The organism is Micromonospora vinacea (assembly GCF_015751785.1).
Taxonomy (GTDB): Bacteria; Actinomycetota; Actinomycetes; order Mycobacteriales; family Micromonosporaceae; genus Micromonospora; species Micromonospora vinacea.
The window spans coordinates 6,921,899-6,935,343 of the sequence record NZ_JADOTY010000001.1; the positions used below are offsets into that span (position 1 = coordinate 6,921,899).

At 72.9% G+C, this 13,445-nt stretch carries 7 protein-coding genes, 1 tRNA gene and 1 pseudogene; 6 read left to right on the forward strand and 3 right to left on the reverse strand.

The window, feature by feature from the left end:
• Position 1: 1 nt before the first annotated feature.
• Positions 2-1,039: a DUF808 domain-containing protein gene (locus tag IW249_RS32280; RefSeq protein WP_196924246.1), complete on the reverse strand. Its 1,038-nt coding sequence runs from the start codon at positions 1,037-1,039 to the stop codon at positions 2-4.
• 202 nt (positions 1,040-1,241) lie between these two features.
• Positions 1,242-1,419, reverse strand: a pseudogene (locus IW249_RS32285) (transposase); the annotation flags it as partial.
• A 278-nt stretch (positions 1,420-1,697) separates the two neighbouring features.
• Between IW249_RS32285 and IW249_RS32290 the strand changes: the two are divergent.
• Positions 1,698-2,720 carry a recombinase zinc beta ribbon domain-containing protein gene (locus IW249_RS32290; RefSeq protein ID WP_307788777.1) on the forward strand — a complete coding sequence of 341 codons (1,023 nt, stop codon included), beginning with the start codon at positions 1,698-1,700 and terminating at the stop codon, positions 2,718-2,720.
• Here IW249_RS32290 and IW249_RS32295 read toward each other — a convergent pair.
• A tRNA-Leu gene (locus IW249_RS32295) sits at positions 2,702-2,785 on the reverse strand. The two genes, IW249_RS32290 and IW249_RS32295, sit on opposite strands and share 19 nt — an antisense overlap.
• Before the next feature lie 232 nt (positions 2,786-3,017).
• Between IW249_RS32295 and IW249_RS34650 the strand changes: the two genes are divergently transcribed.
• From IW249_RS34650 to IW249_RS32320, 5 genes are all read left to right on the forward strand, one after another.
• Positions 3,018-5,963: a tetratricopeptide repeat protein gene (locus tag IW249_RS34650; protein ID WP_307788778.1), complete on the forward strand. Its 2,946-nt coding sequence runs from the start codon at positions 3,018-3,020 to the stop codon at positions 5,961-5,963.
• 183 nt (positions 5,964-6,146) lie between these two features.
• A complete protein-coding gene (locus IW249_RS32305; protein ID WP_307788779.1) occupies positions 6,147-8,774 on the forward strand; it encodes a fibronectin type III domain-containing protein in 2,628 nt (875 codons plus the stop codon).
• A gap of 28 nt (positions 8,775-8,802) precedes the next feature.
• Positions 8,803-9,798, forward strand: coding sequence for an AAA family ATPase (locus IW249_RS32310; RefSeq protein ID WP_196924249.1), 996 nt, complete (start codon positions 8,803-8,805; stop codon positions 9,796-9,798).
• A 14-nt stretch (positions 9,799-9,812) separates the two neighbouring features.
• The gene (locus tag IW249_RS32315) at positions 9,813-10,985 is read left to right on the forward strand and encodes a DUF58 domain-containing protein (protein WP_196924250.1); all 1,173 of its coding nucleotides are present in this window, start codon (positions 9,813-9,815) and stop codon (positions 10,983-10,985) included.
• Complete coding sequence (locus IW249_RS32320; protein ID WP_307788780.1) at positions 10,979-13,321, forward strand: transglutaminase TgpA family protein; 2,343 nt, start codon at positions 10,979-10,981, stop codon at positions 13,319-13,321. The genes IW249_RS32315 and IW249_RS32320 overlap by 7 nt, the downstream gene beginning before the upstream one ends.
• Positions 13,322-13,445: the final 124 nt, after the last annotated feature.

The following is a 13,445-nucleotide window of genomic DNA, read 5'->3' on the forward strand; positions in this document are numbered from 1 at the left end:
GTCATCCGCGCGGCGCTTGGTCCGCAGGAGCGTCGCGACGCTGAGCTGCACGGCTCGGCGGCGCGGGGATGGTGCCGTCAGCACGAGTCGGGCCCGCCGCAGTCGCAGCCGCAGCCTTGGATGTGCGGCGGTGGAGCGTGAGAGTCATGACCAGCACGACCAGCGCTCCGACGATCAGCCCGAGGATCGCACTGGCCACCGTGTTGACGAGCCAGCCGACGAGCCCGCCGAGAACACCCGTGGCGTCGTGGGCGGCGACCTCCACGTGGTGCACGGCCTCGTACAGGAAGTGCAGGTTCAGCTCGTTCGTGCCTAGCAGCAGGATGTGCCCGCCCACCCACAGCATCGCCGCGGTGCCGACTACCGTCAGCACGGTGAGGACCACCGGCATCGCCCTCACCAGACCGCGGCCGAACGTGGCGACGGCGCCGGAACGTTGCGACAGGCGCAGCCCGGCGTCGTCCATCTTTACGATCAGGGCCACCACGCCGTACACCAGGACGGTTATGACGACGGCGACGACAGCCAGGATCGCCAGGCGGGACCCGAACGCCTCATCGATCACCTCGTTAAGGCTGATGACCATGATCTCCGCCGAGAGGATCAGGTCGGTTCGTACCGCCCCAGACACCAGTGTCGTCTCGTCCTGCACCTTCTCCTCGCCCGCGCCGGAGGCACCGTGATGGGCGATCTTGGCCCACACCTTCTCCGCGCCTTCGTAACAGAGGTAGGCGCCGCCAAGCATGAGGATCGGAGTGAGCAGCCAAGGCACGAACTGACTGAGCAGCAGCACCGCCGGCAGGATGATGAAGAACTTGTTGCGCAGCGACCCCACGGCAATGCGCTTGATAATCGGCAACTCGCGCTCGGCCGCCAGGCTCCGCACGTACTGCGGCGTGACGGCAGCATCGTCGACGACGACGCCCGCAGCCTTGGCGCCGGCCTTCGCGGCGGCCGCCCCGATGTCATCGATCGACGCGGCAGCGGCACGGGCCAGCACCGCCACGTCATCCAGCAGGGCTACGAGTCCACCGGCCAAGGGAGGGTCCTTCCAGGTTGCGGGTCGAACTGGCCCATTCTCGCTCAGGTCCCTGCGCGCGGCACACCACCGCCCGGTCGCATATCGAGCGAGAGCTCGAGGTGAGCCACTATCGCGCTCGGCCGACGGCCCGCCACCACCGCGGCCGGGTCATCACCTGGCGCCAGCTCACGCCGAACCCGTCCGCCGCAGTCAACCGTTAGCCAGGGTCGGCGTAGATGCGTATCGGTCGCTGTCTGGATCGGCCGCGGATGCCCTTGATCGGCGGGATCTTGTCGACCAGGGGCAGTAGTTGGGTGACGTCGTGACGGTTGCCGCCGTCAGGGACGCGGCGACGGGAATGCCACCCCGTCGGTGATGACGTGGTGTTTTATGCCCGGCGCGGACGGCAGGACAAGGCCACCCCATCTATAGCTGGCAGGGCTCGCGCATGTTCAGCGGCAGATCCGGACGCACCGGCGGCTACGTCAGGACGCTCAGCGTAGATTGGCCACGTGCTGGAGGCGTGGGGGCTGACCCTGACCACGGACATCGCGCGCCAAGTGAGGCAATGGCGGGCTGAAGGCTATACGTGGCGGGCCATCGCTGCCTGCGCCGACGACGCGTGGGGCACCGACCCACGGCAACCAACTGTTCGGCGAAGACCTGTGCCTGGAGAGTGCGCGGCTGCTCGGCGATAATCCGACCACGTGCCCTGCCCCTCGGCACACGACCGGGCCCGCAACAGACACCGCAGCGGCATCGCCTGGTCCAAAAGCGCCATCCGCGTCATCCTCACCAACCCCGCTACACCGGCCGGCAGGTGTGGAACAAACAACGCACCGACGAAGTCCTCCTCGACGTCGACGACGTCGCCCTGGGTCACACCGGCGTCATGCGTTGGAACGCCCGTGACAAATGGGTGGTCTCGAAGGAGATCACCCACCCACCCCTGATCGACGACGAGGCCTTCGAGCAAGCGCAAGCCCTACTCACACGTCGCGCGCGAGCCGTCGACCGTCAGGAGCGCCAACGCCGCGCCCGCAACCCCTACGTCTTCCGGGGGATGATCTACTGCGCCGTCTGTCAGCGACGCATGCAAGGCCAGTACAACCACGGCGCCGCCTACTACCGCTGCCGCTTCCCCCAGGAATACGCCCTGGCCAACGAGGTCGAACACCCCCGCAACGTCTACCTGCGCGAGGACGCCCTCACCGACCCGCTCGACGAGTGGCTGGCATCCGCGTTCACCCCGGACCACCTCGACCAAACGATCACCGCCATGTGCGACGCCCAACCAACGGACACAACGCCACAGACGGCCGCAGCACAGGCCACGATCGCGGCCTGTGACGCAAAGCTCGCCCAGTACCGGGCCGCCCTCGACGCTGGCGCAGACCCCGCACTAGTCACCGATTGGATCACCCAAACCCAGGCCGAACGGACACGAGTCGAAGCCGATCTTCAATCGACCCAGCAGACAGAGCCACGCCGGATGAGCCACTCCCAGATCGCCGACCTCGTCCGAGCGCTCGGCGACATCACCGCCGTGCTGCGCGACGCCGACCCCGACGACAAAGCCGAGGTCTACCGGCAACTCGGACTCCGACTCACCTACCAGACCGAAACGCAAACGGTGCGCGCTGCAATCGATCTCAGCGCACACCGTGGGCAAAACATTTGTGTCCGAGGGGGGACTTGAACCCCCACACCCTATACGGGTACTAGCACCTCAAGCTAGCGCGTCTGCCATTCCGCCACCCGGACCTACACGTTCAGCCTACCTCGCCGGCCAGATGATCTTTCCATCTGGTGGTCGGCGCGGCGGGCCGCACGGGGAGTTACTGTACACGCCACTCGTGGATCATGCACATCGCCTTCCGGCGCCTCTCCGCCGGCGCTTCCGCCGCTGCTCAGGCCGCCTCGAACGGCCGCACCGACACACCATCGGGGCGTGTCCGGGTAGCGTCCGGCAGCCCTGTGACGGCAGCATTGCCACGTGTCCCATCCCTCCCCCTTGGCAGCCGCCCAGCACCGAGCCCTCGCCCTGCGCGCCGCGGGCGACCTCAGCGCCGCCCGGCAACTGCTCGCGGAGGCCGCCGAATCCGCACCCCCGCCGTACGGTGACGACCATCCCGAGGTGCTGCACACCGCACATCTGCTGGCACGGCTACACCGGGAGGCAGACGACCCGCTCGCCGCCCGCCGGGTATTGGAGGAGGCGTTCGCGGCGGGCGAGCGACGCTGGGAGCATTCCGACCCGCTGATGCTCGCGCTCGCCTTCGAACTTGCGGAGGTAGCGGAGGAGCTCGGCAACCGGCACGAGGCCCGCCGCAACTACACCCGCGTCGCCACCGCCGGGCCCGCCGCGCTCGGGGAGAACCACCCGGTCGTACGCGCCGCCCGCGCCTACCTGGGCCCGCCCGCGTCGACGCCGGACGAGCAGCACCCCGCGCCGACGCCCGGTCCAGCCCCGGCCGCCCCGATGACCGAGCCGGATGCCCGGTCGGCGCTCTCCGGCCCGACGCTGTCGCTTGCGACCCTCGCCGCGATGCGGCCCTCCGCCGGTGGCCCACCATCCGCCGGTGGCCCACAGCCCGCCGTCTCACAGTGGGCGCCGCCGCAACCGCCGGCCACGCCCCCACCAACCCCTCCAGAGGTACGCGCACCAGCCACCCCCACGCCGCCCAGTAACGCCACTGCGGCACCTGTTCCCGCCTCTCGGGCGACGCCCGTTCAGCCGGCAGCCTCCTCGAACGCGCCAGCGCAGCCCGGCCCGTCGACGGCCGCACCTACGCCCGCGATGCCGCCGCGCCCGCGCGCCGACGCGCCACCGTCGGCGAATGCGATGTCGCTCGGCTCACGCGTCAGCGGGCAACCCCCCACGAATGCGCAACCGCCGCTTCAGCACGCCGACCAGCACCCGCCCGACCGCGCGATGCCACCCCGTCAACGCGCCAACGAGCAGCTACCCGGACCGGCGGGCGTCGACCAACAACCGCCCGGGCACGTGACGCTGCCCCGGCAACGCCCCGACGCGCAAGCGCCCCGGCCGAGGGCTGACAACCCGCCGACAACGCAGGCCGGGCAGCGGTCACCGCACCCTCAGCCGTCCGGGCCAGCCGTGGCACCCCGTCAGCGGGTGGGTGACCAGTCGACCCCACCGGTGGTCGACGTGCCACCCTCGGCGTCGACCTCCTCTCCGGCGACAACGGCGGTCCCGGCACCTCGCTGGGACAACCCCACGATCCGGGTACGGCAGATCGAGCCCCTACTCGCCGAGGAGGCCGCCCGAGCCGCCGCCCGACCAACAGCGCCGAGCGGATCGCACAATGTGTCCCGCCCCGAGGCGACATCGTCGGGCAGGCCCTCTGCGAGCGTTGACCACCCTGGGCCGGCGTCTGCGGTGGGCGGGCCACCGGCCCAGCCCATCAGCGCACCGCCGGTCACCCCGCATCCGATCTCCGCTCCACCCAGCCAGCCGTACCCGGTCTCCGGCCCACCGGCGCAGCCGTACCCGGTCTCTGCACCGCCCGGCTACGGCCCACCCGTCTCCGGACCGCCCACCCACGGCCAGCCCGTCTCGGCGCCACCCGGCTACGGCCTACCCGTCTCCGCACCACCCGGGCACGCCTACCCGGTGTCCGCGCCGCCTGGCTATGGCCCACCTGTCTTCGCACCACCCGGGCACGCCTACCCGGTGTCCGCGCCGCCTGGTTTCGGGGCGCCTGTCTCCGGGCCGCCCTACGGGCCACCCGTCTCCGCGCCTCCGGTGAGCGCACCACCCGTGCCGCCGTGGGGGTTGACCGCACCGCCCTGGAGCAGCAGCGCCCCATCACAGCCTCTGCCAAATCCAGCTGCCGACTCCCCCACCCACGCCACGACACCGCAGACCACGGCGGCTGCGCAGGCCGGCACCGTCGGGCAGGCCACGACGGCCGGGAAGAGCACGTCCGCCGGGCAGACCATGATGGACACGGGCGGCACCGGTGCGGACGGTAACTCCGGGCTGGGCATCCTCGACGCCCCGGTGGGGCCCACTCACCAGGCCCGTAGCGCGCTCTCCGACCAGACCGTGGTGTTGCCGTCCGTTCCGGCGCATGACGGCCCGGCTGGGGTCGAGGCCAGTCCGGGCAGGCGAGCTGCCACCCAGCCCGCCTCGACGGCCGCCCACGCGAACCCCACCCCCTCGCCGGCGAACGTCACCGCCGCCGCGGAGAACCCGAGCATCGCTCAGGCAGGCGGCGTCGCCGGGCAGCCGAGCTTCGTCGGACAGCCGGCCTGGTCACCGGGCGCCGGCGCTGACCCGGCACTGGCGCCGCCGGCCGCGCCGCCACCGGTCCAGCAGTACCACCAGCAGCCATCCCAGACGCCGTACGCCCAGGGCCAGCACCAGCCGCCGTACCCGGGTCAGCAGTACCACCCGGCGCCGGAGCCGTACCGGCCGGCGTACGCCGATGATGGTGGGTCGACGGGCCGCAACCGGGCGGCGGTGATCGGCGCGGTCGTGGCGGCCGGGGTGGCCGTCGTGGCGGTGGCGGGTCTGGGCGCGGTGGTGCTGACCCGCGACGACCCGCCGCCGGCCGGGACCACGCCGACGGCCGTGGCGCCGGCACCGACGGCGACCGGGCCGGCGCCGGGCGACCTGACGTTGCGGGACGATTCGACAACGATCACGTTGACCTGGACGGACCCGACCGGCGGTGCGGTGCCGTTCATGGTCGCGGCCGGCCGGGCCGGGCAGGCGTTGGGCGTGATCGCCACCGTGGACCCGGGCCGGACCAGCTACACGGTCAACGGGTTGAACTCCCGAGTGGATCACTGTTTCACCGTGTTGGCGGTCTACTCCACTGACAGCTTTGCGACTTCCGGGCAGGTTTGCACCGCCCGGGAACGCAATGCCACGTCGAGCGGGGAGCCGTCGGGTCGACCGTCGCCGCGCTGAGTCGAGCGAAAACCGCGCCGACATGGGTCTGAGCTGGACGTCCACAACGCACACGCTCGGTATCCACAGGGGTGACGGTGCGGGTTCCCCCGCCACGACCAGCGCCATATGATGGCACCCGGCTCAGGGGAGGGGTCGCCGCGAGGCGCGCCACCTGCCACGACTCAGGGGAGGCAGCCGGCTGTGGCCAGCATCGACGACGCCGTACAGGCCGAGGCCCCCCGCTCCCGGTCCCGGCTGCGCGGCGGGCTGGTGACCGTCGGCACGGTGTCCGCGCTGCTGGCCGCCATGGGGCTGACCGTCCTCGGGTTGGGCGCGGCGGACAACGCGGTGGCCAACTACGACGCGAGTTCCTGGCTGTGGAGCACGGCGCGCAGCGAACTGGCCCGGGTCAACGGGGTCACCGCCCGGGTGGACACCCGCACCGAGATCCCCGGCGCCCGGCAGCATCCGATGCAGATCACCCAGACCGATCGGCTGCTGCTCCTACGGGACCTGCAGACGGGGCAGGTCAGCTCCCTGGATCTGGCCACCCTCCAACTCAGCGCGACCACCCGGACCACCCCCGGCCTGGGCGTCAGTGTGGCCCTGCACGAGGACGCGGCGTTCGTCGTCGACGCCGTGCAGGGCATCGTCCGGCAGCTCGACCCGCGATCGTTGACGCCGGTCGGCGAGCCGGTGCGCTACCCGCCCGGCATCACCGGCGGCACCTTCGACGGTAAGGGTCGACTCTGGATAGCGGTGCCCAGCGAGGGCACCGTCTCGGCGATCACCGCTGCCACACTGCCGTCCGCGCCGGCGTCGGCCGCGCCCGCGGGCGCCGGGCTCAGCCCGCAGCGGGTCGAGTCGTACGACGTCGCCGACGCCAGCCACGAGCTTGTCGTCTCCACCCTGGACGACGGGGTGGCGGTGCTCGATCGGACGGCCGGGAAGCTGGTGCGGGTGCAGCACGGTGAGGTTCACCCGACGCCGCTGACGCTGTCCGGTCCGGCGGCGCTGCCCGCGCGTACCAGCGGCGCGCGGGTGCCGGTCACTGTGACCGCGGAGCGGCGGGTGCTGCTGGTGGGTGACGGTGGGCAGGAGAGCGGGTTCACCGTGCCGGGTGAGGGGGATCGGCTCAGCCCGGCGGTGGCCTGGGCGAACCGGTTCTACTGCGCCGACGAGGCCACCGGCACCATCTACTCCTTCGACGCGGCGGGTCAGCTGGTCGAGACCATCCGTGGGCGGGCCAACGGGCCGCTGGAGCTGGAGGTCCGGGAGAATCACCTGTTCATCAACTCCCCCGACTCGGCGACCGCCCGGGTGGTGGACGACAAGCACCAGGTGCGCGAGGTCAACAAGTACGCCAACGACGTGCTCGGCGGCGACCCGCCGCCGGTTCCCCCGCCGCCGCCTCCGCCGAAGAAGCCGCGGGTGGGCAAGCCGAGCGCGCCGCGCAGCGTCACCGCCTCCGCCGGCAACGCCCAGGCGCGGGTGAGTTGGCGGCCGGCCGCCGCCAACGGCGCCGAGATCATCAAGTACGTGGTGGAGGGCGCCGGCCAGCGTGTGCAGGTGGGCGCCAACCAGCGTGCGGTGGAGGTCAAGGGCCTGACCAACGGCGAGACGTACCGGTTCGCTGTGCACGCCGTCAACGCCAAGGGCGACGGCCCGTCGCGCACCAGCAACCCGGTGACGCCGACCGCCGCGGTGCCCGACCCGCCGGCGAGCGTCACCGCGCAGGAACGCCCCGACGGCACGGTGCTGGTGAAGTGGCCGGCGGCGAACGGGCAGGGCAACACCATCGCGAGGTACGCGGTGACGGCCAGTTCGGCGGGTGCGAACGCGCCGGCCGGCGAGTCGACCAAAACGGAGCTGGTGGTGCCCGCCGGTGAGCTGGAGTTCGGCACCCAGTACGCGTTCACGGTGGTGGCGGTCAACAGCAAGGGCGCCGGGTCGGCGTCGTCTCCGGTCAGCAACACCGTGGTGCCCTTCGCGGCGCCCGGTCGACCGCTCGACCTGCGCGCCGGCACTGTCGCCAACCAGCCGGGTGCGGTGACGGTGCAGTGGGCGCCGGCCGAAGCCAACGGGCGGCCGGTGACGAAGTACCTGGTGGACGTCGGTGGGCGGGTCAGCGAGGTGACCGACACCCGCACGACAGTCACCGGGTTGGGCAACGGCCAGAACGTCACGGTGAAGGTGAAGGCGGTCAACGAGGCGGGGCCGGGCGCGGAGGCCACCGCCACCGCCCGTACGGTGGCCGAGCCACGGGTCACGGTGACCAGTTCATCGTCGACGGCCACCGGGGCGACGGTGGCGTTCACAGTGGACGCCGGTGGCGGCAAGGCCACCTGCACGCTGACCACGACGGGCGAACCGGCGAAGGCTGGGGCGTGTTCCAGCATCACGATGACGGGCCTGACGCCGGGCACCAGCTACACGTTCACGGTCACGGCGAGCAACGCCGCCGGCAAGGGCACCGCCACGCGGGCCCAGAAGACGCAGTCGCTGTACGGGATCGCGACCTGCCGCAACGGCGCGTCGGGCCCGGAGGCGAGCTACTGCACCCGGGAGATCCCCGGCGAGCGCAACGGCAACGAGATCTTCGAGGTCACCCGGCAGGACAACGACCGGCAGGCCGGCTGGGTGCCCAACGGCGAACGCTTGCAGGCGTACTGCAAGAAGTCGGGCGAAGAGGTCTACGCCTACATCTACAACAACGACAAGCGCAGCACCTGGTGGGTGCAGGTGAACTACAAGGGGAAGAACTACATCCCCTGGGCCTGGCTCAACCTGGAGGGCGGCGACAACATCAACGTCCTGCCCACCTGCTGAGGACACCAGGCGAGGAGCACCACCGACCGTGAACACCCACGAGCCGCTCACCCAGCCGGAGGTGCAGGGTTTCGCCGCCCTGGCCGCCCGGCTGGCCGAGAACGTCAACGCGGTGGTGCTCGGCAAGCCGCAGGTGGTGCGCCTGGCGCTGACCGCGCTCTTCGCCCAGGGTCACGTGCTGCTGGAGGACGTGCCCGGGGTCGGTAAGACGACCCTGGCACGCGCCATCGCCGCCACGGTGAAGGGTGAGTGGCGGCGTATCCAGTTCACGCCCGACCTGCTCCCCTCCGACGTGTCCGGAGTGACGATCTTCAACCAGGCGACCCGGGACTTCGAGTTTCATCCGGGGCCGGTCTTCGCCAACATCGTCATCGCCGACGAGATCAACCGGGCGTCACCGAAGACCCAGTCGGCGCTGCTGGAGGTGATGGAGGAACGCACTGTCACAGTGGACGGGGTCCGGCACCCGGTGCCGTCGCCGTTCCTGGTGGTGGCCACCCAGAACCCGGTGGAGATGGACGGCACCTACCGGCTGCCCGAGGCGCAGTTGGACCGGTTCCTGGTGAAGCTCTCCGTCGGGTACCCGGACGAGGCGGTCGAGGTCGAGGTGCTGCGCGGCGCGACAGTGCGGTCCCCCGAGGCGCTCGCCCCGGTCACCGACACCGCCACCGTCGGCGAGATGGTCCGGATGGCCCGCCGGGTGCACATCGCCGAGCCGCTCTACGCGTACGCGGTCCGGCTGGCTGCGGCCACCCGCACCCACCCGCAGGTGCGCGTCGGGGTCAGCCCCCGGGGCGTGATCGCGTTGACCCGCGCGGCGTGCGCGTACGCGTTGATCGACGGGCGGGGTTGGATCATGCCGGAGGACCTGAAGGCGCTCGCAGAGGCGGTCTTCGCGCACCGGCTGCTGCTCACCCCGGACGCCCAGGTGCGCGGGATGACCGCCCCGGAGGTGCTGCGTCAGGCCGTCGCCTCGGTGCCGGTGCCGCTGCCGTCGGGGCAACCCGCTCCGGTGCAGGGCTGACCGGCAGCAGCGCGATGGGGATCACCGCCCGTGGGGTCGGGCTGCTCGTCGCCGCCGTGGTGCTGCTGGGGGCGGGTTTCCGGTTCGCGTACCCCGAGTTGACGCTGCTCGGCGCGGCGGCCGGCGCGGCCGTCGGCTACGCCGCGCTGGTCGCGGCCTGGCGGCCCCGACTGACGGTGACCCGCCACGCGGACCCGGACCGGGTGGCGCGCGGCGAGCCGGCCAGCATGACGGTGACAGTGCGCAACACCGGCCGGCTACGGTCGGCGAACCTGCTTGCCGAGGACCGGTGCGGCGAGCGGGCCGTGCCGGTGCCGGTGCTGCGCCTGCGACCCGGGCGGGACACCGAGGTCCGCTACGACGTGCCGACCGACCGTCGCGGGGTGGTGCCGGTCGGTCCGCTGCGGGTGACCCGACGCGACCCGCTGGGGTTGGTGGCGCTGGCCCGCCCGTACGGTGCGGCGGTGCCGGTCTGGGTGCACCCCCGGATCCACCCGCTGACGGCGGTGCCCCGAGGCTCGGGACGCAGCCTCGACGGCCGGGTGGACGGGGTCCCGCACGGGTCGATCACGTTCGACTCGCTGCGGGAGTACGTGGTCGGCGACGAACTGCGGCGGGTGCACTGGCGCACCAGCGCCCGGGTGGGTGAGCTGATGGTGCGGGAGAACGTGGACACCAGCCTGCCGCGCCTGGTCGTCCTGCTGGACAATCGCGTCGCCGCGCACCCGCAGCGGGTCGGCGGGGTGGCGGAGTCGTTCGAGTCGGCCTGTGAGGCGGCGGCGTCGATCGTCACCGCCGCGCACCGCGCCGACCTGCCGGTGCTGTTGCTGTTGGTCGCGGCGGAGCCGGCGCAGGTCACGACACCCGACGGCGAGGCCGACGGCGCGCTCGGGCCGCTGGACCGGCTCGCCGCCGCCGAACTGTCCGACGATGGTGACGCGGTGCGGGCAGCAACCACCCGGCTGCGGCAGGACCGGCTCGGCGACACGCTGATCTTCCTGACCGGGCCGGGTGGCCGGGACGAGCTGGGGCACGTCGGGGCGCTGCGCGGGGCGTACCCGTCGGTGATGGTGGGGGTGTTCGGCGCGGCCGAGCCGACGCCGCCGGGCACCGCCGGTCTGGTGGTCGTCGACGCCGCTGACGGCGCGCAGTTCGCCGCCGAGTGGGACGGGGTACGCCGGTGGTGACGGTCGCCGTGCGGGTGCTGCGGGCGGCGGTCCTGCCACTGGCGTTGATCGGGCTGACGGCGCTCGCCGGGGTGGTCCTCGGTCGGGTGTACGCCGGTGGCCTGCTGACCTGGCTGGTCATCGGCGCGGCGGCGGGTTCGGTGCTGGTCAGCGTGGCCGCCCGACGGTTGCCGTCATGGCTGGTGGCGCCGGTGTCGGTCGCCGCGATGGCCGGCTGGACACTGTGGTCGCTGCGGCTCGCCGCGACCCGCGCGGAGTTGCCGGGCGGCCTGCTGGAGGTCACCGCGGACGCCGCCCGCAACGGCATCCCCCGGCTGCTCACCGCGATGATCCCGGTGGAACCCACACCGGACACCGTGCTGGTGCCGGTCGTCGCCGCCTGGCTGGCCGGGCTCACCGGCGCGGAGGTGGCGCTGCGCACCGGCCGGGTGCTGCTGGGTTACCTACCGGCGGCGGGGCTGTACGCCGCCGCCCTCTACGTGGTCGGCCCGAACGCCGAACCGGCGGTGGGGTCGACGCTGGTGTTCGTCGCGGTCGCGGCCCTCGGCCTGGCCACCCCCACCGGGACGGCGCCGGGTGGCGGCGATCCGACCGCCGACCTGACCCCCCGGGTACGCGCGGCGGTGCGGCTGCGGCTGGCCACCAGCGCGGCGCTCGGGGTGGCAGTGGTGGTCGGGCTGGTCGCGCTGCTCGGCCCGGTCGTCGCCGAGCAGGTCGACGGCCGGCCGGTGGACCCACGCCGGTACGTGGAGCCGCCGCAGGTGCAGACGCTCGACGAGAACCCGTTGATCCGGATCTCCGGCTGGGCGCTGCACCCGGAGCAGAAGCTCCTCGACGTGAGCACGGAACGCCCCGACGCACCGCCCGAGGCCGACCCGGCGGCGGACTCCGCGCGCAGTGTGCGGATCCGGTTGGCGGTGCTCAGCGACTACGACGGGGTGACCTGGCGGGTCGGCGCGACGTACCGCAACGCCGGGCGGATCCTGCCGGCCGCGACTGCCGCCCAGGACAGCACTGTGCAGACGGTCCGGCAGCAGATCAGCGTGGCCGAGTTGAGCGGTCGGCTGCTGCCCGCCGTGGCGACGCCCCGGGAGGTCAGTGGGGCGCGGGTGGCGTACGACCCGGCGAGCGGGACGCTGATCCGGCCGGAGGGGCTGACGCCGGGGCTGCGGTACACGGTGACCTCCGCCGAGGAACGACCGGACTCCAACCTGTTGGCCACCGCGAACGTGCCCGCCGGTGACGAGGTGGCCCGGGTGCTGCGGGTCGCGGACGGGGTGCCCGACCCGATGCGCCGGCTGGCCACCCAACTCGCCGAGGAGAATGGCGCCCCGTACGCGCGGGCGTCGGCGATCGAGCAGTTCCTGGCCGAGCACTACCGGGTGGTGGCGGACGCGCCGAGCGGGCACGCGTACCCGAACCTGGGTTTCTTCCTGTTCGGGCCCCGCAACGGCGGCGGCCAGGAGGGCACCTCGGAGCAGTTCGCGGCGGCGTTCGCGGTCCTCGGCCGGCTCTCCGGGCTGCCCACGCGGGTGGTGGTGGGCTTCCGGACCAGCGGGCAGGGGCCGGTGCTGGCCGGTGACGCGTACGCCTGGCCGGAGGTGCTCTTCGACGGGCTGGGTTGGGTGGCGTTCGACCCGTTGCCCCGCCCGAACGACGAGCCGCGACCGGTGGAGGAGGATTTCCGCCCGACGCCGGAGGACCCGCCGCCGTCGGAGGCCCCGGCACCGACAGCGGAGCCCAGCGCCTCACCGGAGCCGGTGGCCGCCGCCGACGCCCCGCCCGGCCCGGACGGGGTTTCCACCCCGGTGCTGGTCGCTGGCGGCAGCGGCGGTCTGCTGCTGGTGGTGGGGGCACTTCTGCTCACCCTGCTGGCAATGCGCCGCTCCCTCACCCGCAGCCGGCTCGTGCGGGGCGACCCCGGCCAGCGCATCGCCGGCGCCTGGCGGGAGGTCACCGACGCGCTCCGGCTGGCCGGCAGACCGGTCGGGGACGACCTGGCCGCCACCGAGGTCGCCGGGCACGCCCGCCAGACCCTCGCCGACGCCCGGGCGGGCACGACCGGCGACGACACGACCGCCGACCCGGAGGCCGTCGCGCCCACCGGCGGCACAGCGGCGGCAGACGCGTCCAGCCCGGCGGTCGACGAGTTGGCGGCCCTGCTCAATCAGGTGGGCTTCGCCCCCGGCGCCGCGACGCCCGACCAGGCGGCTCGCGCCGCCGAGGTGGCCACCGCCTACGTGGCCACCCTGCGCTCCGCGCGCCCCTGGTGGCGCCGCCTCATCTGGTCCGTGCACCCCACTCCCCTGCGCCGCGCCCGCCGCTCCCCCCGATGAGCAGGAGCACGGCGGCAACACCGACGGGCGTCTCCTCCCCTGCACAGGGGAGTGCGCTCCCGGCGCTGGGGGATGGCCCCGTCCCTGAGCCTGTGAACTACTCAAAGGCCAACTGCCAAGCAGG